The 26,394-nt window shown below is 71.7% G+C and carries 23 protein-coding genes; 16 read left to right on the top strand and 7 right to left on the bottom strand.

The genetic code is table 11. From position 1 onward, the window contains the following. Window position 1 precedes the first annotated feature (1 nt). The 5 genes from Q2K19_RS30405 (at window position 2) to Q2K19_RS33430 (ending at window position 7,261) form a co-directional block, all read left to right on the top strand. Window positions 2-2,530, top strand: a complete 2,529-nt coding sequence (locus tag Q2K19_RS30405; RefSeq protein WP_302765653.1) for an ABC transporter permease — start codon at window positions 2-4, stop codon at window positions 2,528-2,530. A 62-nt stretch (window positions 2,531-2,592) separates the two neighbouring features. Further along, on the top strand, window positions 2,593-3,069 hold the full coding sequence (locus tag Q2K19_RS30410; RefSeq protein WP_302765654.1) for a GNAT family N-acetyltransferase: 477 nt from the start codon (window positions 2,593-2,595) through the stop codon (window positions 3,067-3,069). Between the two features lie 95 nt (window positions 3,070-3,164). Beyond that, on the top strand, window positions 3,165-4,847 hold the full coding sequence (locus Q2K19_RS30415) for a long-chain-fatty-acid--CoA ligase (RefSeq protein ID WP_302765655.1): 1,683 nt from the start codon (window positions 3,165-3,167) through the stop codon (window positions 4,845-4,847). 372 nt (window positions 4,848-5,219) lie between these two features. Further along, window positions 5,220-6,527 carry an MFS transporter gene (locus Q2K19_RS30420; protein ID WP_302765658.1) on the top strand — a complete coding sequence of 436 codons (1,308 nt, stop codon included), beginning with the start codon at window positions 5,220-5,222 and terminating at the stop codon, window positions 6,525-6,527. Window positions 6,528-6,769: 242 nt separating this feature from the next. Continuing rightward, window positions 6,770-7,261 carry a DUF1062 domain-containing protein gene (locus Q2K19_RS33430; RefSeq protein ID WP_368046116.1) on the top strand — a complete coding sequence of 164 codons (492 nt, stop codon included), beginning with the start codon at window positions 6,770-6,772 and terminating at the stop codon, window positions 7,259-7,261. 132 nt (window positions 7,262-7,393) lie between these two features. On the opposite strand, the gene Q2K19_RS30425 is transcribed toward Q2K19_RS33430, so the two are convergent. Continuing rightward, window positions 7,394-8,167 carry a dienelactone hydrolase family protein gene (locus Q2K19_RS30425; protein ID WP_302765659.1) on the bottom strand — a complete coding sequence of 258 codons (774 nt, stop codon included), beginning with the start codon at window positions 8,165-8,167 and terminating at the stop codon, window positions 7,394-7,396. A gap of 256 nt (window positions 8,168-8,423) precedes the next feature. Here Q2K19_RS30425 and Q2K19_RS30430 point away from each other — a divergent pair, with 256 nt between their 5' ends. Further along, window positions 8,424-8,921: a YcxB family protein gene (locus tag Q2K19_RS30430; RefSeq protein WP_302765661.1), complete on the top strand. Its 498-nt coding sequence runs from the start codon at window positions 8,424-8,426 to the stop codon at window positions 8,919-8,921. A 237-nt stretch (window positions 8,922-9,158) separates the two neighbouring features. Here Q2K19_RS30430 and Q2K19_RS30435 read toward each other — a convergent pair whose 3' ends face one another. Then, window positions 9,159-9,533 carry a YciI family protein gene (locus tag Q2K19_RS30435; protein WP_302765663.1) on the bottom strand — a complete coding sequence of 125 codons (375 nt, stop codon included), beginning with the start codon at window positions 9,531-9,533 and terminating at the stop codon, window positions 9,159-9,161. A gap of 222 nt (window positions 9,534-9,755) precedes the next feature. Here Q2K19_RS30435 and Q2K19_RS30440 point away from each other — a divergent pair, with 222 nt between their 5' ends. The 4 genes from Q2K19_RS30440 (at window position 9,756) to Q2K19_RS30455 (ending at window position 12,339) form a co-directional block, all read left to right on the top strand. Beyond that, the gene (locus tag Q2K19_RS30440) at window positions 9,756-10,136 is read left to right on the top strand and encodes a tyrosine-type recombinase/integrase (protein WP_302765664.1); all 381 of its coding nucleotides are present in this window, start codon (window positions 9,756-9,758) and stop codon (window positions 10,134-10,136) included. Window positions 10,137-10,202: 66 nt separating this feature from the next. Beyond that, window positions 10,203-10,700 carry a DinB family protein gene (locus Q2K19_RS30445; RefSeq protein ID WP_302765665.1) on the top strand — a complete coding sequence of 166 codons (498 nt, stop codon included), beginning with the start codon at window positions 10,203-10,205 and terminating at the stop codon, window positions 10,698-10,700. A gap of 146 nt (window positions 10,701-10,846) precedes the next feature. Further along, the gene (locus Q2K19_RS30450; RefSeq protein ID WP_302765667.1) at window positions 10,847-11,470 is read left to right on the top strand and encodes a hypothetical protein; all 624 of its coding nucleotides are present in this window, start codon (window positions 10,847-10,849) and stop codon (window positions 11,468-11,470) included. Window positions 11,471-11,643: 173 nt separating this feature from the next. Next, window positions 11,644-12,339, top strand: a complete 696-nt coding sequence (locus Q2K19_RS30455) for a suppressor of fused domain protein (RefSeq protein ID WP_302765669.1) — start codon at window positions 11,644-11,646, stop codon at window positions 12,337-12,339. 124 nt (window positions 12,340-12,463) lie between these two features. Here the strand turns inward: Q2K19_RS30455 and Q2K19_RS30460 are convergent, their stop codons facing one another. The 3 genes from Q2K19_RS30460 to Q2K19_RS30470 all read right to left on the bottom strand — a co-directional run bounded on the left by Q2K19_RS30460 (window position 12,464) and on the right by Q2K19_RS30470 (window position 17,097). Then, window positions 12,464-14,284, bottom strand: coding sequence for an acyl-CoA dehydrogenase (locus Q2K19_RS30460; protein ID WP_302772844.1), 1,821 nt, complete (start codon window positions 14,282-14,284; stop codon window positions 12,464-12,466). 18 nt (window positions 14,285-14,302) lie between these two features. After that, window positions 14,303-15,769: an ATP-binding protein gene (locus tag Q2K19_RS30465; RefSeq protein ID WP_302765671.1), complete on the bottom strand. Its 1,467-nt coding sequence runs from the start codon at window positions 15,767-15,769 to the stop codon at window positions 14,303-14,305. Window positions 15,770-15,924: 155 nt separating this feature from the next. Then, on the bottom strand, window positions 15,925-17,097 hold the full coding sequence (locus Q2K19_RS30470) for an alanine--tRNA ligase-related protein (protein WP_302765673.1): 1,173 nt from the start codon (window positions 17,095-17,097) through the stop codon (window positions 15,925-15,927). Between the two features lie 413 nt (window positions 17,098-17,510). Between Q2K19_RS30470 and Q2K19_RS30475 the strand changes: the two genes are divergently transcribed. After that, on the top strand, window positions 17,511-18,194 hold the full coding sequence (locus tag Q2K19_RS30475) for an esterase/lipase family protein (RefSeq protein WP_302765675.1): 684 nt from the start codon (window positions 17,511-17,513) through the stop codon (window positions 18,192-18,194). A 68-nt stretch (window positions 18,195-18,262) separates the two neighbouring features. Here Q2K19_RS30475 and Q2K19_RS30480 read toward each other — a convergent pair whose 3' ends face one another. Together Q2K19_RS30480 and Q2K19_RS30485 are read right to left on the bottom strand one after the other, a co-directional pair. Further along, window positions 18,263-19,405 (bottom strand): fatty acid desaturase family protein, encoded by a 1,143-nt coding sequence (locus Q2K19_RS30480; RefSeq protein ID WP_302765677.1) that lies wholly within the window; start codon window positions 19,403-19,405, stop codon window positions 18,263-18,265. A 16-nt stretch (window positions 19,406-19,421) separates the two neighbouring features. Continuing rightward, the gene (locus tag Q2K19_RS30485; RefSeq protein WP_302765679.1) at window positions 19,422-20,513 is read right to left on the bottom strand and encodes a ferredoxin reductase; all 1,092 of its coding nucleotides are present in this window, start codon (window positions 20,511-20,513) and stop codon (window positions 19,422-19,424) included. Between the two features lie 83 nt (window positions 20,514-20,596). On the opposite strand from Q2K19_RS30485, the gene Q2K19_RS30490 reads away from it, so the two are divergent. The 5 genes from Q2K19_RS30490 to Q2K19_RS30510 all read left to right on the top strand — a co-directional run bounded on the left by Q2K19_RS30490 (window position 20,597) and on the right by Q2K19_RS30510 (window position 26,390). Further along, window positions 20,597-21,844 (top strand): PucR family transcriptional regulator, encoded by a 1,248-nt coding sequence (locus tag Q2K19_RS30490; protein WP_302765680.1) that lies wholly within the window; start codon window positions 20,597-20,599, stop codon window positions 21,842-21,844. A 105-nt stretch (window positions 21,845-21,949) separates the two neighbouring features. Beyond that, a complete protein-coding gene (locus Q2K19_RS30495) occupies window positions 21,950-23,782 on the top strand; it encodes a glycoside hydrolase family 15 protein (RefSeq protein ID WP_302765681.1) in 1,833 nt (610 codons plus the stop codon). Window positions 23,783-23,912: 130 nt separating this feature from the next. After that, on the top strand, window positions 23,913-24,377 hold the full coding sequence (locus Q2K19_RS30500) for a hypothetical protein (RefSeq protein ID WP_302765682.1): 465 nt from the start codon (window positions 23,913-23,915) through the stop codon (window positions 24,375-24,377). Window positions 24,378-24,667: 290 nt separating this feature from the next. Further along, window positions 24,668-25,117 (top strand): iron chaperone, encoded by a 450-nt coding sequence (locus tag Q2K19_RS30505; RefSeq protein WP_302765684.1) that lies wholly within the window; start codon window positions 24,668-24,670, stop codon window positions 25,115-25,117. 424 nt (window positions 25,118-25,541) lie between these two features. After that, the gene (locus Q2K19_RS30510; protein WP_302765686.1) at window positions 25,542-26,390 is read left to right on the top strand and encodes a tetratricopeptide repeat protein; all 849 of its coding nucleotides are present in this window, start codon (window positions 25,542-25,544) and stop codon (window positions 26,388-26,390) included. The last annotated feature ends 4 nt before the right edge of the window (window positions 26,391-26,394 follow it).

Here is a 26,394-nt window from a genome sequence, read left to right on the forward strand (position 1 = left end):
CATGTGGCGGCTGACCCTGCGTACCACCCTGGCCCGCCGGGCCCGGCTGGCGCTGACCCTGCTCGCGGTCGTCCTCGGCGTCACCTTCGCCACCGGCGGCCTGATCCTCACCGACACCTCCGGCCGGCTGCTGGACGACCAGTTCCGCACCGCGACCGCCGGCGTCGACCTGACCGTGCGGGACGCGGTCGCCTTCGACTCCGCGATGGGCGTCGAGGTCGCCCGGGACCCGCTGCCGGCGGGCCTCCCGGAGGAGATCGCCGCGGTGCCCGGCGTGGCCGCCGCCCGGCCGCTGGTCCGCGGCCAGGGCCTGCTGGAGGTGGACGGCACGGCGGTCGTGCCGAGCGGGGCCTCCGTGCTGTCCTCCTGGGTGCCGGCACCGATCGGCGCGTTCACCGTCCGCAGTGGCCGACCCCCGGCCGCCGACGACGAGGTGGTGATCGACGAGGACACCGCCCGCGGTCACCACGTCGGGCTCGGCGACACCGTGACGGTCCGGGCGACCGACATCGCCCGGCTTCGGGTGGTCGGACTGGCCGGGTTCGGCGCCCGGGGCGGCCTGCCGAACAGCACGGTCGCCCTGGTCACCCTTCCGTCGGCGCAGCGCCTGCTCCGGCTCGGCTCGGACGTCTCCGAGGTGGCGGTGGTCGCCGCGCCCGGCGTCGCCCCGGCGGACCTGCGGGTCCGCATCAGCAGCGCCGTCGGCGCCGGCTACGAGGTGGCCCCGAGCCGGGACATCGCGGCGGCCGGGGCGGCGGCCGCGCGGGACCAGCTCAGCTGGCTGCAACTGGTGCTGCTCGCCCTGGCGGCGGCGGCCCTGCTGGTCGGCGCGTTCCTGATCGCCAACACGTTCTCGATCGTCATCACCCAGCGCACCCGGGAGCTCGCCCTGCTGCGGGCCGCCGGCGCGACCGGCGGGCAGGTGCTGCGTTCCGTTCTCGGCGAGGCGCTGCTGGTCGGGTTCGCCGCCTCGGCCGTCGGGCTCGGCCTCGGCGTCGCCGCCGCCACCGGCATCCGCGACCTGGCCGGGGCGTTCGGCGTACCGCTGCCGGCGGGCGGGCTGGTGCTGACCGGCCGGACCGTGCTGGTGGCGTTCGCCGTCGGCGTCCTCGTCACGGTCGGCTCGGCGGTCGGCCCGGCCCGGCGGGCGGCCGCGGTGGCGCCGGTGGCGGCGCTGCGGGAGGCGGCTGCCGCCCGTACCGGACGGGTCCGGGCGGTCGCCGGTGCGCTGGCCGCCGCGGCGGGCCTGGCCGCGACGGCCGCGGTGCTCGTCGCGGACGCGCCGGTCCCGCTGCTCGGCGTGGCCGCGCTGGGCGCGGTCGGCGGCCTCGCGCTGCTCGGCCCGTCCCTCACCCCCGCCCTGGTACGCCTGGTCGGCCGGCCGCTGGCCGCCGCCGGGGTGACCGGCCGGCTGGCCACCGCGTCGGCGGCCCGCACCCCGCGGCGCACCGCGGCGACCGCCCTGGCGCTGGCCCTCGGGCTCGCGCTGATCAGCTTCATGGCCGTCCTCGCCACCTCGGTCAACAGTTCGGTCCGGGCGTCCTACGCCGAGGTGATCACCGCCGACCACGTGGTCGAGAGCGCCCGCAACGAGATGCTCGGTGGCCTCTCCCCCGTCGTGTACGACCGGGTGAGCCGGCTGCCCGAGGTGGCGGTCGCGTCCCGGCTGCGCTACGGCCACTGGCGCGACGGGGACGCCACCCAGGCCCTCACCGCCGTGGACCCGGCCACGCTGCCCCGGGTGACGTCCCTGCACTTCACCGCCGGCAACCTGGCGGCGCTGACCGGCGGGGGCGTCGTGCTGGCCGAGCACGTGGCCCGGGACCGGGGCCTGGCCGTCGGGGACGAACTGCCCATGACGTTCTCCCGCACCGGCACCCGCAGCCTTCCGGTGGTTGGCCTGCTGCGCGACGGGGACGCCCGGGCGCTCTCCACCGACTACCTCATCTCGCTGGACACCTTCGCCCGGCTCTACAGCGAGGAGATGGACGCGAGCGTGCTGATCCGCACCGCCGACGGGACCGACCGGGCGGCCGCGGAGCGGGCGATGAAGGCGGCCCTGGCCGACACCCCGACCGCCCAGCTGCGCGACCAGGCCGCCGCGGTGGCCGGCCGGACCCAGATGATCGACCAGGTGCTCGGGCTGGTGACGGTGCTGCTGATGCTGGCCGTGCTGATCGCCCTGCTCGGCATCACCAACACCCTCGCCCTGTCGATCACCGAGCGCACCGCGGAGATCGGGCTGCTCCGCGCGGTGGGGATGACCCGCCGGCAGCTCGCCTGGATGATCCGCAGCGAGGCGGTGCTGGTCGCCGCGCTGGCCAGCGTCCTGGGGATCGTGCTGGGCGTCGGTTTCGCCGCCGCCACGGTCCGCGCGCTGGGCCGGGACGCCCCGACCGTGTTGGCGGTGCCGGCCGGCCGGCTGCTGCTCGTGCTGGCCGTCGCCCTCGCCGCCGGCCTGCTCGCCGGCCTGCTGCCCGCCCGGCGCGCCGCCCGGCTGGACGTCCTCGCCGCCATCGGCACGCCCTGACCCGTCACCCCCGGGTGGCGTCGGCCTTCCGCCGGCGCCACCCGTCCGGTAAGGAGTAGACCATGACCGAAACCGTTACCATCCGACCGGCCGGCCCGGCCGACGCCAGCACCGTCGACACCCTGGTCCGCGAGATCGCCGCCCACGAGGGCGACGCCGCGCACGTCACCGTCACCGTGGACGGGTGGCGCACCCTGCTCGGCCGCAGCGACGTCACGGTGCTGCTCGCCGAGCGGGCCGGCGAGCCGCTCGGCTACGTCTCGGCACTGCGCCGCGTGCACCTGTGGTCGGGGCGCGACATCCTCGCGCTGGACGACCTGTGGGTCCGGGCGTCCGCCCGGGACGGCGGGGTCGGGCGGGCGCTGATGCTCGCGCTGGCCCGTACCGCGGCCGACGACGGGCTCGTCATCCGCTGGGAGGTCAAGCCGGAGAACGCCGGGGCGCAGCGGTTCTACCGGCGGCTCGGTGCGCGGCTCTTCCCCAAGGTGATCGCCGGCTGGCGTCCCGAGAGCTACCAGCCGGCGCTGTCGGCGGAGTGACGAACAACCTAAACCGCCGTAAGTTACCGGCGGGTTAAGGTGAGGGTGGCCGGCGGAGCGCGTCCGGCCACCATCACCCGACGAGGAGACGGCGAATGGACGCGACCGCCGAGCGGCCCTGGACGCGCAGCTACGCCCCCGGCGTACCGGCCACCGTGGAGGAGCCGGCCGGCTCGCTGGTGGACCTGCTCACCGACGCCGCCCGCCGGTTCGGCCCCCGGGTCGCGCTGGACTTCTACGGCGCCACCACCAGCTACGCCGAGTTGGCCGACGAGGTCTCCCGGGCGGCCGAGGCGCTGCGCCGGCTCGGCGTCGGCCGCGGCGACCGGGTGGCCCTGGTGCTGCCGAACTGCCCGCAGCACGTGGTCGCCTTCTACGCGGTGCTGCGCCTCGGCGCGGTCGTGGTGGAGCACAACCCGCTCTACACCGCCGACGAGCTGGAACATCAGCTCGCCGACCACGGCGCCCGGGTCGCCGTGGTCTGGGACAAGGTCGCCCCGCTGGTCAGCGGGCGCGGCGCGGTGGAGACCGTGATCGCGGTCGACCTGACCCGGGCGCTGCCGCGGCTCAAGCGCTGGGCACTGCGGCTGCCGCTGCCCAAGGTCCGCGCCGCCCGGGCCGCGATGACCGCCCCGGCGCCCGGCGCGCACTCCTGGTCCACCGTGGTCGCCGCCGCGCCGCCGCTGTCCGCCGACTATTCCGGGCCGGGCGTCGACGACATCGCACTGCTGCAGTACACCGGCGGCACCACCGGCGTCCCCAAGGGCGCCGTCCTCACCCATCGGAACCTGCGGGCCAACGCCGCGCAGGGCCGCGCCTGGGTGCCCGGCCTCCGCGATGGCGAGGAGACCGTGTACGCGGTGCTGCCGCTGTTCCACGCGTACGGTCTGACGCTCTGCCTGACCTTCTCGGTGAGCATCGGCGCCACCCTGGTCCTCTTCCCCCGCTTCGACCTCGACCAGGTCCTCGACGCGGTCCGGCGGCGGCCGCCGACCTTCCTGCCGGCCGTGCCGCCGATCTACGCGCGGCTCGCCACCGCCGCCCGGGAACGCGGCGTCGACCTCACCTCCATCCGGTACGCCATCTCCGGCGCGATGGCGCTGCCGCCGGCCACCGTGGAGCTGTGGGAATCGGTGACCGGCGGCCTGCTCGTCGAGGGCTACGGGATGACCGAGACCTCCCCGATCACGCTGGGCAACCCGGTCTCCCCCGCCCGCCGGCCGGGCACGGTCGGGGTGCCGTTCCCGTCCACCGAGGTACGCATCGTCGACCCGGAGGACCCGACCCGGGACCGCGCCCCGGGCGAGGCCGGCGAGCTGCTGGTCCGCGGCCCGCAGGTGTTCGCCGGCTACTGGAACCGTCCCGAGGAGACGGCGGCCGTGCTGCTGCCGGACGGTTGGCTGCGCACCGGCGACGTGGTCACCATGGACCCGGACGGCTTCGTGACCGTGGTGGACCGGATCAAGGAGCTGATCATCACCGGCGGGTTCAACGTGTACCCGTCCGAGGTGGAGGAGGCGCTGCGCCGCATCCCGGGCGTGCTGGACGCCGCCGCCGTGGGCCTGCCCGCCGCTTCGGGCGGCGAGGACGTGGTCGCGGCCGTGGTGCTGGACCCGGGCGTGGGTGCCGACCCCGACTCGGTCCGGTCCGCCTGCCGGCAGCACCTCGCCGGCTACAAGGTGCCCCGCCGGGTCGTGGAGCTGGACGACCTGCCCCGCTCGCAGATCGGCAAGGTGCTGCGCCGTCAGGTCCGGGACCGCCTGCTCGCCGAGAGCTGACCGCTGTCCTGCCGACATCAGAGCCGATGACAGTCAGGTCGAGCTCGGGCTGAATCTTGAAGTTGGGTCGGCGGCACGGACCGGCTCGGCCGGCCCACGATGCCGAAGGCGTCCGGTATCCGGCTGACCGTGGTTCCTATTCGCCTTTCCTGCTGGACCGCCGGTGGCTAGTGTGGGGCGGCGAGTGACCCACGAGGAGCTGAGACATGGTCGGTCGTCCGAGCACGCGTTGACGTCTTAGGCCGTGATCGGCCAGTCATCGCGTGCTGCCCTTGAATCGCGCAGCACAGCGAGCCTTCCCCACCTGCACCGTCAGTGCGTTTGTCGTACGGCGGTCGGTGCGCCTCGTCCGCAGCAAACCAAGGGGCTTCTGTGCCGTCCGGTTACTCTGCCGCCGTCGCCGATTCCGCTCGAACCGTCACGCCGCGCCTGTGGCGCAATTCCGACTTCCGCCGGCTTTGGGCAGGCCAGACAGCCTCGCAGCTGGGCGAGCAGGCGAGCCTGGTGATCCTGCCGCTGATCGCCGTCCTGACGCTCAACGTCGGCGGGGACGAACTGGGCGTTCTACGCGCGGTGGGGCAGGCACCGCTGCTGCTGCTCGCGCTGTTCGTCGGCGTGTGGGTGGACAAGTGGCGGACCCGAACCGTCATGGTCCTGGCGGACCTCGGCCGAGCCCTGGCGCTGGGCGGAGTCGCCGTGGCCGGCCTCGTGGGCGGCCTCGGCCTGCCGGCGCTGTTGGCTGTCGCCTTCGCCATCGGGGCTCTGTCGGTGTTCTTCGACGTCGCCTACCAGGCCTCTCTCGTACGCCTGGTGAAACGCGATCAGCTGCTGCTGGGCAACAGCGCGATCGAGGGAAGCCGGTCCGCGGCCCAGATCGGCGGTCCCGCCCTCGGCGGGATGATGACGTCCCTGCTGTCGGCGCCGATCGCCGCCGCCTCCAGCGCCCTGTTCTTCGTGGTGTCGTTCCTGAGCATCTCCCGCATCCGTCACCGCGAGTCGATCCCGGAGCACCCGGGCGGTCCCCAGCGGATCTGGCGACAGATCGATGAGGGCCTCCGCTTCGTCGTCCGCGACACCTCACTCCGTGCCGTGTGCCTCGCCTCGGCCGCATTCCAGTTGTCCTTCGCGGCCATGATGACCACCTACCTGCTCTTCCTGCCGCGGGAACTGCGCCTGTCGGGCACCGCGATCGGGCTGGCGCTCGCCGCGACGGGGCCGGGCGCGCTCGTGGGCTCCCTGCTCGCCGCCCGCCTCCCGAGCCGCCTCGGTTACGGAGCGGTACTCGTCGCTGCGGCGATCATCGGTGACGGCGTGATGCTGTGCGTGCCCGCGTTGCACGGCACCCCTGCGGCCACCATTCCCGCACTAATCGCGATCAACATCGTGTTCGGAGCCTTCGGCCAACTGGTCAACGTCGCTATCATGGCCGTCCGGCAGGCCGTCACCCCGGACACGATGCAAGGCCGCGTCGCCGCGACGATCACCTTCGCCGGCATGGGCCTGACGCCACTCGGCTCGCTGCTCGGCGGCGTCCTCGCAGAACACCTGGGGATACGCACGGCTCTCCTGGTCACGGCCGCCGGCATGATGCTGTCACCCGTACTCATGGCGCTGTCCCCACTCGCCCACCTGGGGCCGGCGCTTCCACCACCAGATACGGCTCATGATCAGACGCACTGATCTGCCGCTGACACGGGCGGTCCCCGACGATCCGGCCAGCTCGGCACCAGGAAAAATGGGTGGCCTCGCCAGCCCCTCCCGCCCTACCTTTAACTGGATCTTCGTCTCCGACCCACTCACGAGAGGACTTCACCCCGCGTGACGCCGCCTGCTCTTTAGCCCTGACACCTTCTCCGCGCATCGGTCGCCGACGTCGCCGTCGGCTCTTTTCCCATGCCTTCCGTCAGGTCTTCAGAGAGATCATGTCTACGCGTCCTCATATCGTGCTGTCCTGGACCCTTCGACGCACGCGCCTTCCCCTGCTCGAAACGTGCTGCGTCCACTGCCATTCCGGCCCCGCCAACACCGGCGACGGGAAGCTCCGCGTCAATGCCAACGACAAATTCCTCGACATCTGGCCCCTGGCCGCCTGCGTTTCCTGCAACCACACCAGCAAAATCACCGTTCACGATCGCGTCCCGGTCCGGTATCTGAATCCGATCATCGCCCAAGGGGCTGGGCATCAGCCGCGGGGAGATCGCTCGCCCCGTCAAGATCGGCATTCCGCTGAACCGCAGAACTCACCGGGACTTCTCGTTCCTCCTGCTATGAGCCGCCGCCGTGGGCCTGAGCCGGCGCGAGAGGCAAGGTGGCGGCCTTGCCCCGGACTGCATCACGCCGCGGTCCGCGCGCGGTCGCTCATGACCGGGCGCGAACGGAGGTCAGGGCCGGCCCGATACCGGCGACGAAGGTGAACGCCCCGACTCCATCGTCGACCCTGACGGGGTCGGGCCACGGATCGGGGGTTGAGACTGACTGACGACTGGCAGGCTCCGTTGAAGCGGGATCGGCGTCCGGTGCAGAGCCGGACGCCGATACCGGTCAGGTCAGGCTGGTGACGCGCCGGCCCGGGCGAGATGCCGGGCCAGGAATTCTCTGTCGACCCCGACCCAGCGCATGGCGCGGTGGGTGCCGGGGTTGGCGAGCAACGTCCTGTCCTTCGAGGCGAAGGCGTCGAACAGTGCGAGAACGGATTGGCGGTCGACGTACTCCTCGTCCAACGGGAGCAGGAACTGGATCGGGACGGTGATGCGTTTCGCCGCCTCGATCAGCGCCTGGTGCACGAAGAACCCGCCACCGAAGATGGCGGCGGTGATCCTGGGTTCGACCGCCGTCAGCGGGATTCCGATCGCGGTGCCCAACGACATACCGCCGCCGTAGCCGATCGGCGCTTCGGTGCCGATCTCGGGCAGTCTCTGGAGGGCGTCCAGGGTCGCCTGCCATTCCGGGACGGCACGCTCCGCCAGTGACGTGACGTAGCGGACGCTGACCGACTCGAAGCGCTCGGTGTCGCCTGCCGCCAGAGCCTGCTGGAGATCGGCGCGGGCCTGCTCGTCTTCGGCCGTGCGCGGGCGGTCGCCGTGTCCGGGCGCGTCGATGGCGACCACGGTGAAGCCCCAGGTGGTCACGGTGTCGTGGGCGCGGGCCAGGAGGCCCGGTGTCTTCTTGTGCAGGCCGCCGCCGTGACCCATCAGCACCAGGGGCGCGTGATCGAGGCCGGATGCGGGCGACCAGAGCACGCCGGGGACCTCGCCCACGGTGAAGTCGCGTTCGACGACACCGTTCGACGAGGTCTCCGCGGTGAAGCGCACAGAATGCATAGGTTGGTGCCTTTCGGGAGTGCCGTGATGTTGAGGCGCTCCCAGCGACCCCTACGTCAATCGCCTGACCGTGACGACGGGGGGAGCACCCACGTGCGTACAGCGTTCATGGGTCTCACCTCCTCGCGCGATGCCACGGTGTCGCGCACGGTATCAGCCCGAGCGTCGTCCCGCCCAGACCATTTCCCCGCCAAATACCTTGGCGGGGCGCCAGTCAAGCGCTGCCCGGGGCGGCTGGGAGCACTATCGTTCTGCCGTGCACATCCGTTTTGACGTCCCAGCCGATCCCGCCTACCCAGGCCGCGTGGCCGCTGCGCTCAGCAGTGTTCGGCTGCGCAAGTACGGTTATGTCGGCGCGGTGCTGGCGGCGGTCGGGGCGATCGGTTTCGCCGTCTCGCGGTGGTTCGCGTGGGGCGACCGGATCTCGCCGCTGTGCATGGCGATGGTCGTCGGTGGCCTGCTGTCGATGCTGTACTCGCCGTGGGTGCGGTTGCGTGCCCGGCGCCGCTCCAGTCGCTACGCTGTCGAGGGCGCCTACGACATCACCGACGACAACATCATGATGCGCAGCGGCTCGGAGTCCGGCGGCATCGCCTGGGACGGGGTCGCCCAGGTCAGGGACACCCCTGAGTTCTGGATCGTGTACGTCGGCCGGATGCCGGCGACCGTGATCCCACGCCGCTTGATGTCCGCCGAGGACGCCGAGACGTTGCGAAACTATATGGCCAAACGTGGGCTGCTCCAGCTTCGGTGAACTCATCTGCCACGAAGCGCTCGTCACGGACGATAACCGGATCGCGGGTGCCCGCATCCGGACGTGCCGATGAGGATCGGCCAGGCCCGAGGACCGGGCTTCGTCCCACGCCCGATACTCGCGGTCACCGCCTCGCGTTTCCAGTTCAGGTCGATGCGCGGATCCGCGTCGTCAACTGCGGCCATGCAACTCTTGCTCTAACATCGCGGGTCCCCCGCGATCAGTCGTCGTCGGGGGTCACCATCGCCGGTCAGCCTGGCGGAGCATCGCGTCTGTTTCGGGGTCGGGCATGAGCTGCCGGACCTCTTGCGCGCAGCGGCAAGCGCCGGCGATCTTGGCAGCCCACGTCAGCGCCTCCTCGTGTGAGGCCACGTCGACGACCACGAATCCGCCAATGACCTCCTTGGTCTCCGGGCAAGGGCCGTCGGTGACCATCCCGTCCGTGGCTACGACGCTCGCCCTCTGGCGCTCCAGTCCGGCGCCGAACACAAACACGCCGGCGTTCACGGCGTCCTGGACCACCGCGTGCGAGGCCTTGCCCACGTCGGGCATCTCCTCGTCGGGGATGTGGTCCATCGCGCCGTCATTGAACGAGATCAAGTACCGCGTCATCCCATGACTCCCTTGTCCCGGCGGCCTCTCCCGCCGCCTCTCACCTGTTCTACGAACGATCACCCTGGATCCGACGCTATGCCAGAGGAATTTCTCACGGGACCTCCGCCACTCGGCGCCCACAGGCGTCATGTCGCCCGTGTTCGTGGGGATCATTGCCGCCGCCACCGGCTACGAGTAGTCGCCGACCTGGGCGAGGAGCACGGCCACCGGGTACTGCGCGTGCGCGGCAAGGGCGGCAAGGTCGTGCTCGTCCCGCTACCACCCGCGGTGGCCCGAGCCATCGACCGGGCCGTTGACGACCGCACCAGCGGGCCGATCCTGCGCAACACCCACGGCCTGCGGATGGACCGGCACGCCGCCACCCGCCGACTCAAGCACCTGGCCCAAGCCGCCAGGATCCGAATGCCGAGGATGCATCGCCACATGCTGCACCACACATTCGTGACGACCATGCTCGACGCCCGCGTCAGCCTGCGCGACGTGCAGATCGCCGCCCGCCACGCCGACCCGCGAACCACCATGCGCTACGACCGCGCCCGCAAGAACCTCGACCGGCACCCCAACTACATCCTGGCCGCGTGCATGGCCTACGGGACATAGCCAGCACTCGCGGCTTTGCCGATGTCCGCTGGTTGCTCCTGGGCGACGGTCTGGAATGCTTCGCCCATGCCTTCCTACCCGCCCACCTTCGCCGACCAAGTTGTCGCACAGCCAGCCCGTGCCCAGTTCGAGGCGTTCCTCGACGAGCACCGCGGCGCGCTCAATGGCTGCTTGGACGGGCTGACAGAGGAACAGGTGCGCCGATCGTTGGTGGCCTCCCGGACCACGCTGCTGGGTCTTGTGAAGCACGCGACTTTCGTCGAGAAGGTCTGGTTTGACGAAGCCGTCACGTGCCGGTCGCGCGCTGAGATCGGCATCCCGGCGACGCCAGAGGAGTCGTTCATCCTTGATGACGACGACACGATCGCCACCGTCCAGCACGCACACCGCGAAGCTTGCGAAGCATCACGCCGTGCGACGTCATCCCTGGGTCTGGACGACATCCTTCACGGGCACCGGCGAGGCCCGCTTCCGCTGCGGTGGGTGTATCTCCACGTGCTGCGCGAGCTCGCCCAGCACTGTGGGCACGCAGACATTCTTCGAGAGCAGCTCATCAACGAGTAGTGGGCGGACGTCGCTCATAGCCGACAAGAGGGTTCCCACGGCGAATCCGTGCCATCGAGCGTGTGGCCATCCGTCGGGCCGGGTCGGGCAGCCCACGTAACAGTGATGAACAGCGATGGGATCTTGGTTGTACTAGTCTTCACACCATGGCCTTGCGCCCCGACCAGTTCTATGACCACGCGACGGCTGTCGCTGACAGCGAGCGGCGGCTTCCGCTGGCGCGCATGACGGGATGGGACATCAGCCCGTTCGAACAGGATGGACTGCGCGTCGCTCCGCTGCGCCCGCCGGTGCTGCCCGAGCCCGCCAGGCACGGCGAGGATCCGGCGGAGTGCCGGAACTGCCAGGAACGCGACCAGGGAATCTGGTTCAACGATCACTGGCGGCTGGCCCGTGTCCCGGGAGTGGGCGTACCGCTGGTGCTGATGCTGTACCCGCGCGATCACTATGACATGGCGGACCTCCCCGACGATCTCGCCGCGGAGCTCGGACTGCTGACCACGCGCATCGTCCGCCACGTGCAGGCTCTGCCGCACATCTCGCGAGCCCACGTCTACCGCATCGGCGACGGCGGCGCTCACCTGCACGTCTGGTTCTTCGCCCGGCCGGAGGGCCAGGCGCAGCTCTACGGATCCTGGCTGGTCGTCTGGGACGACCTCCTGCCGGAGTATCCCGCCGACGTCGCCGAGGCGGACGCCGCGATCGTGGCTGATGCCCTGGTCGCCTCGCATGGGGGCCGCCGATCGGCCGCCACCCCACCGCGTGCCTGACCGGCTGATCCGCAGCAGCAACCGCTCCCGTCACCGCCGCGCCGCCAGCCTCATCTGCAGCCGACCGAGCGTCAGGTTGCGTGACGAGGCACGGTGAGGTCGAACGCACCGCCGTGCCGATCCGGGTTCCTCAGGTCGTGCCCTCGTTGGACCGTGGCCTAGGCTGCGTCGTCATGGACGAGTCGCGCGGGTCAGGAGTCCTCCGTCACCAGGCGCTGCACGACGGGTTCGTACCGGCACAAGGGCCGCAGCAGGCCTTCGCCGATGCGATCGACCGGCACATCGAGGAACACTTCGGACCTGTCGAGTTCGTCTACCATGAGATCGCCTCGCACCTGGTCGGTGTGCATGTCTACGTCGTGGCACCGACCGAGGAACGCCCGTACCGGACGCTGATCACCTCTGGGATGAGTGAGCTGCCGATGACGGTCCCGGAGGGTCACGACATCAGCCCGTACGCCGAACTGATGCTCAGCCTGCCGGCCGATTGGCCGCTGACTGAGGTAGCCGGGATTGACGACGCAACCGGGTGGCCGCTGCGAATCCTCAAGCAGGTTGCTCGACTGCCGCACGAGTACGGAACCTGGATCGGCGAATGGCATTCCGTGCCGAACGGCGACCCCGCGCAGCCGTACGCTCCGGGCACCCCGTTCGCCGGAGTCGTCGTCACACCCATGCTGCGTGTGCCACCCGAGGCCCGGACGATCGAAGTCCGCGGCGGCAGCCGAATCGCGTTGCTCGCGCTGATCCCTCTACATCCGGATGAGATGGCGGTCAAGGTCGAACGCGGCAGCGACGCACTCATCGAGGTGCTCGATCGTGGTCGCGTCACCGAATTGCTGGACCCGCGCCGGCCCTCGTACGCCTGACCGCTCGATCGTGCGCGCTGACCAAGATCACGTGCGCGCTTCTGCCGCTGCCCGAGTGTCTTGACGGCCTCATCGAAGGGCGCGGTACGCCGGCATCTTGTCCGTCAGCACCCGGCGCCAGGGCTCAGAACCACGTGTCCCGGGTGTCCAGGGTGGTCCGGTCCAGGCTCTCCAGCAGATCGAACTGCGGCCCGGTGCGGGGCAGCTCGTACCGGAAGAAGTACCGCGCGGCCTGCCGCTTCCCGGCCAGGAAGTCGGCGTCGGGCCCGTCCGGGCTGCCCAGCGCCTCCACGGCGAGCAGCTGCTCCAGCCACATCCACGCGATCACCACGTGCCCGACGGCCTCCAGGTAGAGGCTGGCGTTGGCCAGGGCCAGTTCCGGGTCGCCGGTGCCGTGCAGCCGCCGGGTGGCCCGGGCGATCCGTTCGACCGCCGCGCCGAGGTCAGCGGCGAGTACCGCGGCCTCGCCCTCGGCTTTCCAGGCCCGGCTGACCGTGGCCTGGACGGTCTGCAGCAGCAGTTCCAGCCCGGCGCCGCCGCGCATGGTGACCTTGCGGCCGAGCAGGTCGAGGGCCTGGACGCCGTGGGTGCCCTCGTGGATCGGGTTGAGCCGGTTGTCCCGCCAGTGCTGCTCGACGTCGTAGTCGCGGGTGTAGCCGTAGCCGCCGTGCACCTGGATGGCCAGGTCGTTGGCGGCCAGGCACCACTGCGACGGCCAGCTCTTGGCGATCGGGGTGAGCAGGTCCAGCAGGAGGTGCGCCCGGTTCCGGTCGGCCTCGGCGGGGGCGGTCTTCTCCTCGTCGAGCAGCCGCCCACAGTAGAGGATCAGGGCGAGCGCGCCCTCCACGTAGCTCTTCTGCGCCAGCAGCATCCGCCGGACGTCGGCGTGCGCGACGATCGGCACCTGCGGCGCGGTCGGGTCCTTGTCGGCGGTCGGCCGGCCCTGGGGGCGCTGGCGGGCGTACTCGACGGACTTGAGGTAGCCGGTGTAGCCGAGGGCGGTGGCGCCGGCGCCCACGCCGATCCGCGCCTCGTTCATCATGTGGAACATCTGCGCGAGGCCCTGGTGCGGCTCCCCCACCAGGTAGCCGACCGCCCCACCCCGTCCGTACGGCCGGTACACCCCCTCGCCGAAGTTGAGCAGGGTGTTGGTGGTGCCCCGGTAGCCCATCTTGTGGTTGAGCCCGACCAGTACCACGTCGTTGCGCGGGCCGAGCTTCGCGTCGGTGTCGAGCAGCACCTTCGGCACGATGAACAGCGAGATGCCCTTGACCCCGGGCGGCCCGCCGGGGATCCGGGCGAGGACCAGGTGGACGATGTTCTCGGCCAGTTCGTGCTCGCCGCCGGAGATCCACATTTTGGTGCCGACGAGCCGGTACGTCCCGTCGTCCTGCGGCTCGGCCTTGGTGGTGATGTCGGCCAGGGAGCTGCCGGCCTGCGGCTCGGACAGGCACATGGTGCCGAAGAATCGGCCCTCGACCATCGGCCGGACCCAGGTGTCGATCTGCTCGGCGCTGCCGTGGGTGAGCAGCAGGTTGGCGTTGCCGAGGGTGAGGAACGGGTACGCGGCGGTGGCCACGTTCGCGGCCTGGAACCAGGCGAAGCAGGCGGCGGCCACGGCGTGTGGCAGCTGCATTCCGCCGACCGACTCGTCCAGGCTGGCGGCCAGCAGCCCGGTCTGGGCGAACACGTCGAGGGCCGCCTTGACCTGCGGGATGGTGTGTACCCGGCGCCCGTCGAAGCTGGGTTCGGCGGCGTCGGCGGCCTTGTTGTGGGTGGCGAAGTGCTCGGCGGCCACCCGGGCGGAGAGGTCGAGCGCGGCGTCGAAGGTCTCCCGCGAGTGCTCGGCGTAGCGGGGCCGCTCGGTCAGCCGGGTCACGTCCAGCCAGTCGTGGAGCAGGAACGCCAGGTCGCGGCGGGACAGCAGGGTGGACGACGACACGATGCTCCTTCCGTCGTGCCGTCAGCCGCGGCTCAGCCCGGCGACGGCGTCTCGAAGGTCATCCTGGCTGATCGGGGCGGCCGGCGCACCCTCCGTGGCCTCCCGCATCGCCTTGGCGAGTTGCACCCGGCGCAGCACCTCACGCAGGTCGGCCCCGGTGAGCCCGGGCGTGGCGGCGGCCAACGCGGCCGGGTCGACGTCGGCGGCGAACATCCGGAACCCGGGCCGCTCGTGCCGGTCGATCAGCTCGCGGATCATCTTGGCGATGATCTCGGCGCGGCCGGTCTCGTCCGGTGCCGGGATGGCGATCTTGAGGTCGAAGCGGCCGGAGCGGATCAGCGAGGCGTCCACCCGCTGCGGGAAGTTGGTGGTGGCCACCACGATGACGTCCGGGTTCTCCTCGAACAGGGTGTTCATCTCCTGCTTGAAGATGCCGGCGACCGCGTTGACCGCCTGGCTGGCGGCGTCCCCGCCGGCCCCGGCGTAGCTGATGATGCTGTCGAACTCGTCGAAGAGCATGACGGTGGGCTGCCGGTAGCGGCGCGCCTCGCGGAAGATCCGCTTGATGTTCCGCTCGGAGCCGCCGAGGTACTTGTCGAGGATCTCCGGGGTGCGGATCTCCACGAAGTCCGCGCCGATCTCGTTGGCGAGGGCCCGGGCCAGCATGGTCTTGCCGGTGCCCGGCGGGCCGTACAGCAGGATGCCCTGCGGTCGGCGCGCCCCCCAGCGGGCCATCACCTGCGGGTGCCGGAACGACACCGCGACCTCGCGGAACCGGGCGACCACGTCGGTCAGGCCGCCGACCTGGTCGAGGGTCACCGCCGCGCTGCGCGGCACGGCCGCGGGCGGGGCCACCCGCCGGCCCACGGTGTACGACCGGCCGCGCAGCACGGTCGGCTCCGGGCTGTCGCCGGCCAGTTCCCGGACGGCCTGGAGCACGACCCCGACCATGGCGTGCAGGTGCGCCGGGGTGACCTCGGCGCTCGGCACGGCGGCGCGGACGGTCACCGCGCCGTCGTCGTGGCTGACCTCCGGGTGCAGTCCCGCCGCCGCGGCCTGCCGCAGCACGTCCTGGCCCGCCTGGTCGCGGGGCGGTTCGGCGAGCGCGGCCCCGGCGGGGCGCAGCCCGAGGCGTCGGCCCGCCTCCGCCGCCACCCGGCCGACGCCGGCGGCCAGCCCGTCGCCGCCGCGCGCGGCCAGCCGCTGGGCGAGCAGCAGCCCGGCCGGGCCGGCCAGGCCGAGGGCGAGCAGCGTGACCGCCGCCCCCGGCCCGTCCGCCCGCAGGTACGCCTCGAAGCGGTGCACCCCCTCGCCGGCGCGGACCGTGCAGCGGACCTCGCGCACCGGCGCCGGGAAGTCGGCGCCGGCCAGCAGCTCGACGGGCCCGGCCTGGGCGGCGGCGAGCAGCCCGGCCGCGTCGACGACGGTGACCCGGGCGCCGAGCAGCGGCACCGTCTCCTCGTCCGGTCTGACCTCGTACTCCGTCATGCGTCCACGTCCCTCGCTGCGGCGGTCCCCGCTGCCGAGTCTGGCACCGGGTGACCGCCGCTGCCACCGGCGGCGCCGCCCGGCTGGGCGGACCGCGCGGCGGCCGCGCCGAGCGTCGCCGCCCGGTGCCGGACCGGCGGCCCGCGGCCCACCGGTCAGCGCGCCTCGGCGAGCAGGCCGTCGACCAGGTCGCGGGGCAGCCCGTGGGTGTCGTGCAGCCAGTGGTAGTCCTGCTCGGTCAGCGGGCCGCGTGCCCGGACCCGGTCCACCACCGGTCGGCCCCGGCGCAGCAGCCCGCGGAAGCGCCGCTCCTCGTCCAGGAGCAGCTCACGCAGCGGCCCGACCTCCGCCCGCTGCCGGAACCGGCGCAGCGCGTCGAGGTACGGCTCGACGGGCAGCTCGGTCAGGCTGCGCTCCGGGTCGTCCCGCCACAGCACGGTGAGCGCCCGCCGGACCAGCCGCCGCAGCACGTAGCCGCGACCGGTGTTGCCGGGGCGTACGCCGTCGCCGAGCACGACCACGGCGGAGCGCAGGTGGTCCGCGACGACCCGCAGGTCCACCTCGTCGAGGGTCCACCGGTCCCGGACCGCCGCCACCCAGGGGCGCAGGCCCGCGCCCGCGTAGACGGAACGGCCGCCGGTCAGGACCATCTCCAGGCGTTCCAGGCCCATCCCGGTGTCGATGCTGGACAGCGGCAGCGGGGTCAGCCGGCCGTCGTCGTGCCGGTGGTGGCGCATCTGGACGTGGTTCCAGACCTCCATCCACCGGTCGTCGGTGCCCGGCGTGCCGACCGGTGGCCCGTCCCCGGTCCAGACGAAGATCTCCGAGTCGGGCCCGCACGGACCGGTGGGCCCGTTGGACCACCAGTTCTCCGTGCCGTTCGCCTCGACCGGTACGCCCAGCTCGGTCCACGTCCGCCAGGCCGTCTCGTCCGGGCCGACCTGGTCGTCGCCGCCGAAGACGGTGGCGTGCAGCCGGCCGGGGTCCACGCCGAAGCCCTCGGTGAGCAGCTCGTGGCCCCAGCAGAGGCTGGTCGCGATGTCGTAGTCGCCGAGCGACCAGGACCCGAGCATGTCGAAGACGGTCAGGTGGGTCCGGTCACCCACCTCGTCCAGGTCGGTGGTGCGCAGGCAGCGCTGCACGTCGACCAGGCGCCGGCCGGCGGGATGGGGACGGCCCAGCAGGTACGGGGTGAGCGGGTGCATGCCGGAGGTGGTGAAGAGCACCGGGTCGCCGGGCGGCGGGATCAGGGAGCTCTCCGGCGCGTCCCGGTGCCCGAGGCGGTGGTAGTGGTCGAGGAACGTGCCGAGGATCTGGTCGGGTGTCATGGCGTGGCCTTCCGGGTCGGGTGCGACCGGAAGGGTCCGCCGCGCGGGCGGTGGCGTGGACACGACGACGCCGGCGGACCGTTTCCGGTCGCCGGCGAGGAGTGGGTCGGTCAGGCGGCGGCAACCGGCGAGCGGGAAGCTCGCGCGGCCGCGACGGTGGTGCGCCTGATCTGCATGCCTCGACGGTAGCCCGGGCCGGTTGCCGCCGCCCAGCCTTTTTCCCGCCGGATTGATCGACGTATTGACATACGAAGGCAACTCGCCGGTAACATTCCGGCACCTCGGGCGGCCCGGGCCACCCCCGTACCCGTGTCGTACCCCCTCCGAGGCGCCGGACAGGCACGTGGACGGCCCGTGGGCGACCCGCCGACACCCGGCGTCGCCGCCCGTCATCCCCGGAAGGAACCACCCCCGTGAAATCGCTGATGTCGCGCTGGCTGCTGGCCCTCACGGTCGCCGCGGCGACCCTGGTCGGCTTCCCCGCCGCCGCTCACGCCGCCGTCTTCACGTCGTCGAGCAACCCGATCCTGTTCGTGCACGGCTGGAACAGCAGCGCCTCCACCTGGAACACGATGGTCAGCCGATTCCAGGCCGACGGCTGGCCGTCGAGCTACCTGCGGGCCTTCTCGTACAACACCAGCCAGTCCAACGCGACCAACGCCCAGCAGGTCAGCCAGGAGGTCGACAACCTGCTTGCGACGACCGGCGCGACGAAGGTCGACATCATCACCCACTCGATGGGCGCGCTCTCCTCGCGCTACTACCTGAAGAACCTGTCCAGCACCGGCAAGGTGGACCGCTGGGTCTCCCTCGGCGGCCCGAACCACGGCACCAGCTCGGCGAACACCTGCGTCAGCACCGCGTGCGTGGAGATGCGGGTCGGCTCGACCTTCCTCAGCACCCTCAACTCGGCCGACGAGACGCCGGGCGCCTTCGTCTACGGCACCTGGCGCTCCCCCTGCGACGGCGTGATCAACCCGGTGGACAGCACGATCCTCTCCGGCGCCACGAACACCCAGACGGCCTGCGTCTTCCACACCAACCTGCAGAACGACGCCACCATCTACGGCCAGGTCCGGGCCTTCATCAACCCCTGACCGTCCCCGAACGCGAAGCGGCCGGCGCCCGTCCCGGGTGCCGGCCGCGATCCGCGTCAGGGTCGCCGTCAGGCGCTGGCCGTGGAGACCAGTGGCGCCGGGGCGAGGGCCTCGGGCGCCTTGCTGCGCCGGTTCGGCAGCGACAGCCGGATCACCTTCCACCAGGCGGAGGCGACCTGCTTCGGCAGCGGGCCGGTGGTGTACTTCAGCCCGTACCGGTCGAACAGCGCCCGGACCTGCGGGGCGATTTCCTGGTAGCGGTTGCTCGGCAGGTCGGGGAAGAGGTGGTGCTCGATCTGGTACGACAGGTTGCCGGTCATGATGTGCAGCAGCCGGCTGCCGCTGATGTTGCCCGAGCCGAGCATCTGCCGCAGGTACCACTCGCCCTTGGTCTCGCCCTCGATGGAGGTCTTCTCGAAGGTCTCCACCCCGCTCGGGAAGTGCCCGCACATGATCACCGAGTGGCTCCACACGTTGCGGATCAGGTTGGCGGTGAAGGTGGCGGCCAGGGTGGTGAGGAACGACGGGCCGGACAGCAGCGGGTGCACGACGTAGTCCTTGAGCACCTGGCGACGGATCTTGCGGCCGACCGCCCGGAGCCGGGCCCGGAACTCCGGGCTCTTGTGCCGGCCGTCGCGGAGGCTCTCGCCCAACTCCAGGTCGTACGCGGCGATGCCGTACTCGAAGAAGCACGCGTTGATCAGGTTCCACAGCGGCTGGCCCAGGTGCATCGGGCGCCACTCCTGGTCCTCGTCGACCCGCATGATGCCGTACCCGAGGTCGTTGTCCTTGCCGACCACGTTGGTGTAGCGGTGGTGCAGCTCGTTGTGCGACTGCTTCCACTGGTCCGCCGGGGAGACGTGGTCCCAGTCCCAGGTGGTGGAGTGGATCTTCGGGTCGCGCATCCAGTCCCACTGCCCGTGCAGGACGTTGTGACCGATCTCCATGTTGTCCAGGATCTTGGCCACCGCGAGGCCGGCGGTGCCGACGATCCAGGCCGGCGGGAACAGCGAGAAGAGCAGCACCGCGCGGCTGCTGATCTCCAACGTCCGCTGGGTCTTGATGACCTTGCGGATGTAGCGGGCGTCCCGCTCGCCCCGATCGGCGATCACCCGGTCCCGGATCGCGTCCAGCTCCTTGCCGATGATCTCGATGTCCTCGGCGGTGAGGTGCGCGATCGGGTTGTCGAGCTTCTTCTGGATCACGGTCACGTCGGGGGGCCTCCTGTCAGATTTCGATGTCGCAGGTACCGGCGGCCGCCGACACGCAGGTCTGGATGAGCACCCCGTCACCGGGGACGGCGGTGGTGAGGTCACCGTTGCGGAGGTCGCGCACGGCGCCCTGGCGCAGCGGCACCACGCAGCCGAAGCAGATCCCCATCCGGCAACCGGACGGCATGAGCACCCCCGCGTTCTCACCGGCGTCGAGGATCGGAGTTGCCCCGTCGGCCTCGACCGAAACCCCGGCGCCGGTGAAGGTCACCGTGCCGCCCTCGCCCGGCGAGATCACGGTGGGCCGGAACCGCTCGGTGTGCAGCCGCTCCGCCACGCCCCGGGCCGCCCAGTGCTCCTCCGCCGCGTCGAGCAGGCCCACCGGGCCGCACGCCCAGGTCTCCCGTTCGGTGTGGTCGGGCACCAGGTCGTCCAGCTCGTGGACGCCGAGCAGCCCGGCGCTGTCGGTGTGCCGCTCCACCAGCCGCAGCGCGCCGCTCGCGGCGAGCCGCCGCAGCTCGGCGCCGAAGATGACGTCGTCCCGGCCGGGGGCGGAGTGCACCAGCACCACGTCGGCCCGGGCCGGCAGGCCGGCGCGGAGCATCGCCATGACCGGGGTGATGCCGCTGCCGGCGGTGAGGAACAGGACCCGCTCGGGGGTGGCCGCGGGCATCGTGAAGTCGCCCTGCGCCTGGTCGAGCTGGACGATCGTGCCGGGCCGGACCCGGCGGACCAGGTGGTTGCTGACCTTGCCGTCCGGGATCGCCTTGACGGTGATCGTGATCCGCCGGTCCGTGGCGCCCGGCGCCGAGGTGACCGAGTAGGCGCGCCACTGACGCACCCCGTCGACGTCCACGCCGAGGCGCACGTACTGGCCGGGCAGGTGGCCTCGCCAGCCGCGGCCGGGCTGGACGACCAGGGTCGCCGCGTCCCGGGTCTCCGGTCGGACGGCGACGATCCGGCCGCGCAGCGCGACGCCGGAGTGCAGCGGCGCGACCAGGTCGAGGTAGTCCGCCGGCAGCAGCGGCGTGGTGACCGTCTCGGCCAGCCGCAGCAGCCTGTCCCGGAAGGAGACCTTCTGGGGGCGGCGGGGGACAGTTGCGGTCATATGACCAGGGTGGCCGCGTGATCGCATAACATCTTGACCGGCAAAGGTGAAACAGCCGCAGGTTTTTGTTCGGGGAGAACAAGATGTCGGACGAGTCCGGGATGAACCACCGCGCCGCCCGCCTCGAACTCGACGAGCAGGTGGCCGCCCTGCTCCGCGACCGGCTCCCCGTGGTGGCCGAGCGGACGGTCAGCGCGATCACCGCCGAGGTGCCCGACTACTCCGGCGCGCTCACCGGCACCATGCGCGAAAAGATCGAAAACGCGGTACGCATCGCGCTGGGCACCTTCCTCCAGCTCATCGAGCGCGCCCAGTCCTCCACCGACCCGAGCACCCCGCTGGCCCCCGCCCTGGAGGCCGCGTACGCGCTGGGCAGCGGGGAGGCCCGCTCCGGACGGAGCATGGACGCGCTGCTGGCCGCGTACCGGGTGGGGGCGCGGGTGGCGTGGCGGGAGGTCTCCACCACCACGGTACGCAGCGGGCTGGCCGCCGAGACGGTGGCCGAGTTCGCCGAGCTGATGTTCGCGTACATCGACGAGCTCTCCGCGGCCAGCGTTGCCGGGCACGCCGACGAGCTGGCCAGCGCCGGCCGGGTGCGCCGCCGCTACCTGGAACGCCTCACCCAGCAGCTGCTCGCCGGCGAGCCGGAGGAGATCCTGCGCCGCAGCGCCGAGCGGGCCGACTGGCCGCTGCCGCACACGCTCACCGTCGTACTGCTGCCCCGCCGCAACCTGCGGGCGGTGCTCGCCCTGCTCGGCTCGCACACCCTCGAGAGCGGCGAGGACCTGCCCGGCATGGCCCCGGCCGAGGAGCTGGCCGTCCTGCTGGTGCCGGACATGCACGGCGGCCGGCGTCGCCAGCTCACCCGGCTGCTGCACGGCCACCGGGCGGTGCTCGGGCCGGCCCGGCCGTGGCACCGGGTCGCCGCCTCCTACCAGCGGGCCACCCGGGCCCTCGCGCTCGGCCTCGGGGAGCCGGACGCCGCGCCGGTCGACACCGAGGAGCACCTGGCCGAACTGCTGCTCAGCATGGACCCGGAGGGGCTGGCCGACCTGCGCGCCCAGGCGCTGCGCCCGCTGGCCGCACTCCCCCCGGCCACCGCGCACCGCCTCGCCGAGACGCTGCGCGCGTGGCTGCTGCACCAGGGCCGCCGCGAGGACGTGGCCGCCGAACTGTTCGTCCACCCGCAGACCGTCCGCTACCGGATGGGCAAACTGCGCGAACTGTACGGGGACCGGCTGCACGACCCGGCCACCGTGCTCGCCCTCACCATCGCCCTGGCCGTCCCACCCGCACCCCCCGAGGCCGAGGAAGGAAGGGGCCCTTCTTAACGCCTCGAGCGGTCCCCCGACGGGTGACCGTCCCCGTTCGGCGCCCTCCGCCCGCCCCGCCCCGTCTACCGTCCGATCGGAGGCAGGTGACGTGGGGAGGCGGGCGTGGACAAGTACCCCGCCATCGAGGACCACGGGCTGATCGGCGACCTCCAGACGGCCGCCCTGGTGACGTGCGACGGCACCATCGACTGGTTCTGCGCGCCGCGCTTCGACTCACCCAGTATCTTCGCTGCCCTGCTGGACCTGACGAAGGGCGGCTACTTCCGGATCGCCCCGGACGGCGTCCGGTACGTGACCAAGCAGCTCTACCAACCCGACACGCCCGTCCTGATCACCCGCTTCATCAGCGCCGACGGCGTCGCGGAGATCATCGACTACATGCCGGTCGCCGGCGAACGGCCCACGAACCAGCACCGCCTGGTGCGGATGGTCCGCATGATCCGGGGCAGCATGCACTTCAAGCTGGAGTGCCGACCCCGGTTCAACTACGGCCGGGACCGCCACGAACTGGAGGTGCATCCCGAGGGCTACGTCTTCCGCAGCCCGTCGCTGAGCCTGACACTCAACCCGGTCCGCCCGGTCCCGCGGCTGCTGCGGGAGCGTGAGATCGACAACGACGGCCGGGATCTCGTCGGCCGGGTCACCCTCCAGGAGGGCGAGACCGGCGGCGTCGTCGTGGAAACCGGCTCGGTCCGGGCTCCCCGCATCATTTCGGCCGAGGAGGTCGGGGCGATGTTCGAGCAGACCATCGAATACTGGCGCCACTGGCTCGAACGCTCCTGCTACGGCGGGCGCTGGCGGGAGATGGTGGAACGGTCGGCAATGACCCTGAAGCTCATGACCTACGCCCCGACCGGCGCCATGATCGCCGCCCCGACCGCCGCCCTGCCCGAGCAGATCGGCGGCACCCGCAACTGGGACTACCGGTACACCTGGATCCGGGACACGTCCTTCTCGGTGCACGCGCTGCTGGGGCTCGGCTTCACGGAAGAGGCCAGCCGGTACGTGGACTGGCTCGACGAGCGCATCCGGGAGGCCGGCGACAACGCCGTACCGCTGAAGATCATGTACCGGGTGGACGGCTCGTCCGACCTGCACGAGGAGGTCCTCGACCACTTCGAGGGCTACCGCGGCTCGGGGCCGGTGCGGATCGGCAACGGCGCGGCCGACCAGCTGCAACTCGACATCCACGGCGAGTCCCTGTACGCCATGCACCTCGCCGACGAGCAGGGCATCCGGCCCTCGCACCAGGTCTGGCGCAGCACCGTCAGACTCGTCGACTGGCTCTGCCAGAACTGGGACCAGCCCGACGCGGGCATCTGGGAGAGCCGCCACCATCCCCGCAACTACACCTACGGCCGCTTGATGTCCTGGGTCGCCTTCGACCGGGCGATCCGCCTCGCCAACCGCCACGGCCGGCCGGGGGACGTCAACCGCTGGGCCCAGCAGCGCGACACGATCTACAACCAGATCATGGACCGCGGCTACCACCTGGGGCGCCGCTCGTTCGTGCAGAGCTACGGGGAGCCGGTCCTCGACGCGGCCCTGCTCATGATGCCGGCGGTCGGCTTCATCACCCCCACCGATCCGCTGTGGCGGTCGACCCTGGAGGCCATCGAGGAGGACCTGGTCTCCGACAGCCTGGTCCACCGCTACGACCCGGCGACCGCCCCCGACGGGCTGCCCGGCGACGAGGGCACCTTCAACATGTGCACCTTCTGGTACGTCTCGGCCCTCGCCGGCGCCGGCCGCCTCGAGGACGCCCGGCTCACCTTCGAGAAGATGTTCACGTTCAGCAGCAACCTGCGCCTCTACGCGGAGGAGATCGCCCTCACCGGCGAGCAGATCGGCAACTTCCCCCAGGCGTTCAGCCACCTCGCGCTGATCACCACGGCGCTGCACCTCAACGAGCTCCTCGACAACCAGCGCCGGTGAACGCCGGCTGGTCGGTCGGCGCGTGAGCACCCCCTCGCGCGGGAGGAACTCCCCGACGTGGGGGATGCCCGCCGCACGCCGACGGCAGATCCTGGGGTGAGGGCGGGACCCGAGCAGAGGGGAAGATCCCATGACCGCGCACCCCGTGGACGACCTGCCGTTCGTGGACGAACACCGGATCCTCACCCCGGCACCCGTGCCGGCCGTGTGGCGGGCCCTCGCCCGGCAGTTGGCCGGCTCCCGGCAGCGCGGCACGGTGGCCCTGGCCCGGCTGCTCGCCGCGACGCCGCACGCCCGGTCCGGGACGCCGCTCGACCAGGGAGCCACGCTGCCCGGGTTCGCGGTGACGGCCGCGGTGCCCGGGCGGCTCGTCCGGCTCACCGGCCGGCACCGCTTCTCCCGGTACGCGCTGGTCTTCACCCTGGTCGGGCGTCCCGACGGCACGCTGGTCAGCGCCCGCACGTATGCCGAGTTCCCCGGGCCGCACGGGCGCCTCTACCGCCTGCTGGTGATCGGCTCCGGCGGACACCGCGCCGTGGTCCGGCGCATGCTGCGCGACATCCGCCGCCGGGCCGAACGCGACTCCCCGGCCTGACCGTCGAACAGAGTCTGTCGACGACCACGCTGCGCGTTCGGGTCCCCTCCGGCAGCCGGCATCACGCTCCCTGACTGGGGCGCTGCCGGCTGGGGCGGGGGGTCAACGATGCTGGTCAAGCCGTTTGGTCAGCGGCCGGACGATCCGTCAGCGAAGAGCGCTCCGGTCAAGCTCCTCGGCCGGCTCCGATCTGATCAGGAATCGAGAAGCGCCACGGGTGTCGTCGGACCTAGCCTTCCTTCAGATGGCCGGCACCTCGCCGAGCCCCGAACGTCGAAAGGCAGCCCGGAATGCCCACGAAGAACTCCACGACCGAGTCCAACGGCTTCAGCGCCGAGGAGCGCGCCGCGATGAAGGAGCGGGCCGCCGAGCTGCGCGCCGAGGGCAAGAAGGGCGCCAAGAAGGCCGACGAGCTGCAGGCGCTCCTCGACCGGATCGCGCAGATGGCACCGGAGGATCGCGCGCTCGCCGAGCGCGTGCACATGACGATCACCGCCACCGCCCCCGAGCTGTCGCCGAAGACCTGGTACGGGATGCCCGCCTACGCGAACGCCGCCGGCAAGATCGTCGTCTTCTTCCAGGACTCGGGCAAGTTCAACTACCGGTACTCGACCCTGGGCTTCCAGGACGCGGCCAACCTCGACGACGGGGACCTGTGGCCGGTGTCGTACGCGCTCCAGCAGTGGAGCCCCGCGGTGGAGAAGAAGGTCGTCGAGCTGGTGAAGGCTGCGGTCTCCTGACCGTTGCCGCGATCGTGCCACATCCCTGGGCGCGGGAGAAAAAGAGGTTCGGCGGGATGACGTTCGGCTGGGAGCGTGCGCGAGACCGTGACCGACCGCGAGGTGGTGAGCCTCCATGAACGCGGTGTCGAGGTGGGCGCTCCCCCTCGTCGTCACGGTCGGACGATTGACGTAGGGGTCGCCGGGAGCGCCTCGACAAAAGGCACTCCGCGAAGGGCAACAAACTCTGCGCTCTCTGCGCTTCACTGCGGAGACATCGTCGAACGATGTCATCGAACGCGACTTCACGGTGGGTGATATCCCCGGCTCCTCTGGTCGCCCGCCTCCGGAGGCAGGCGCGACACCGCTCCCGCATTCACCGACGTCGCGGACGTGGGTGATACTTCCTTGCCCGATGATCAAGCGGGGAGCAAGGAGCAGCCGCATGGAGCCGCAGCCGGGAAACGGCGATGATGCGGTCGCCCGCGCGCGCGAGCTCGTTCTGGCCGAGCAGTTCGAGCCCGCCATCGCGCTGCTGCGCAAGCATCTGGCGACGCATCCGGACGACGGCGTCGCCTGGCGTCGCCTCGCCGGCGCGTTGATCGGGCTCGGCCACAATGCCGTCGCGGTCAAGGCGGCGGGTCGAGCGATCGACGTCAACCCCGAGGATGTGGCGGCCTACCGCCACCGGGCGCTGGCTCATCACCTGCGTCGAAGGCACCGGGAGTCGTATGCCGACGCGAAGCGCGCGGTAGAGCTTGCACCCGATGATCCCGAGGCGCTGACCCTGCTCGCGTTCAACGTCCTCAACGTCGATCGCGACGTGGCCCGGTTCAAGGAGCTGTTCCAGCGGGCGCTCACCGTGACTCCAAGCAGCGCCCCTGCGAGGGACGCGGCCAGGCACTACCGAAGGATCCGCCGCCGCAGCACGGCGGTCGCGCTGTTCCTTACGGCTTTCCCGTCCGCGATAGTGCTGCTGTTTCGCTGGCTCGTCATGGTCGACCCCAGCAGCGCGGGCGACGCTCGCTGGGTGATCTGGCCCGGGGTCGTCGCAATGGCCGTCAGCTTTGTCAGCGCCCTGCTCGGGTGGTCGGCGCGCGGCGCGGGGCCGATGCTCACGCTGCCCCTGGTGGCCACAGCGATGAGCGCCGCCGGAATTGTCACGGCGGGTGCGGAGTACGGCGCCAGCCGCGGAGTCCCCACCGCGGCCGCCCTCGGCCTGGCCTCGGTCGCGATATCGGGCTGCTACGCGTTCGCCCTGTTCCGTCGCGGCGCTCGGTACGGCGGCGCCTGACCTC

It is taken from the genome of Micromonospora sp. NBRC 110009 (genome assembly GCF_030518795.1).
Lineage (GTDB): Bacteria > Actinomycetota > Actinomycetes > Mycobacteriales > Micromonosporaceae > Micromonospora.

What these genes read in the sequence shown, in the direction of transcription:
- Q2K19_RS30450 (WP_302765667.1), top strand. Translation starts at nt 10,847, where the DNA reads ATGGCCTTGCGCCCCGACCAGTTCTATGACCACGCGACGGCTGTCGCT.
- Q2K19_RS30435 (WP_302765663.1), bottom strand. Translation starts at nt 9,533, where the DNA reads ATGACGCGGTACTTGATCTCGTTCAATGACGGCGCGATGGACCACATC.
- Q2K19_RS30500 (WP_302765682.1), top strand. Translation starts at nt 23,913, where the DNA reads ATGACCGCGCACCCCGTGGACGACCTGCCGTTCGTGGACGAACACCGG.
- Q2K19_RS30445 (WP_302765665.1), top strand. Translation starts at nt 10,203, where the DNA reads ATGCCTTCCTACCCGCCCACCTTCGCCGACCAAGTTGTCGCACAGCCA.
- Q2K19_RS30415 (WP_302765655.1), top strand. Translation starts at nt 3,165, where the DNA reads ATGGACGCGACCGCCGAGCGGCCCTGGACGCGCAGCTACGCCCCCGGC.
- Q2K19_RS30485 (WP_302765679.1), bottom strand. Translation starts at nt 20,513, where the DNA reads ATGACCGCAACTGTCCCCCGCCGCCCCCAGAAGGTCTCCTTCCGGGAC.
- Q2K19_RS30410 (WP_302765654.1), top strand. Translation starts at nt 2,593, where the DNA reads ATGACCGAAACCGTTACCATCCGACCGGCCGGCCCGGCCGACGCCAGC.
- Q2K19_RS30490 (WP_302765680.1), top strand. Translation starts at nt 20,597, where the DNA reads ATGTCGGACGAGTCCGGGATGAACCACCGCGCCGCCCGCCTCGAACTC.
- Q2K19_RS30405 (WP_302765653.1), top strand. Translation starts at nt 2, where the DNA reads ATGTGGCGGCTGACCCTGCGTACCACCCTGGCCCGCCGGGCCCGGCTG.
- Q2K19_RS30470 (WP_302765673.1), bottom strand. Translation starts at nt 17,097, where the DNA reads ATGACACCCGACCAGATCCTCGGCACGTTCCTCGACCACTACCACCGC.
- Q2K19_RS33430 (WP_368046116.1), top strand. Translation starts at nt 6,770, where the DNA reads ATGTCTACGCGTCCTCATATCGTGCTGTCCTGGACCCTTCGACGCACG.
- Q2K19_RS30465 (WP_302765671.1), bottom strand. Translation starts at nt 15,769, where the DNA reads ATGACGGAGTACGAGGTCAGACCGGACGAGGAGACGGTGCCGCTGCTC.
- Q2K19_RS30505 (WP_302765684.1), top strand. Translation starts at nt 24,668, where the DNA reads ATGCCCACGAAGAACTCCACGACCGAGTCCAACGGCTTCAGCGCCGAG.
- Q2K19_RS30425 (WP_302765659.1), bottom strand. Translation starts at nt 8,167, where the DNA reads ATGCATTCTGTGCGCTTCACCGCGGAGACCTCGTCGAACGGTGTCGTC.
- Q2K19_RS30455 (WP_302765669.1), top strand. Translation starts at nt 11,644, where the DNA reads ATGGACGAGTCGCGCGGGTCAGGAGTCCTCCGTCACCAGGCGCTGCAC.
- Q2K19_RS30510 (WP_302765686.1), top strand. Translation starts at nt 25,542, where the DNA reads ATGGAGCCGCAGCCGGGAAACGGCGATGATGCGGTCGCCCGCGCGCGC.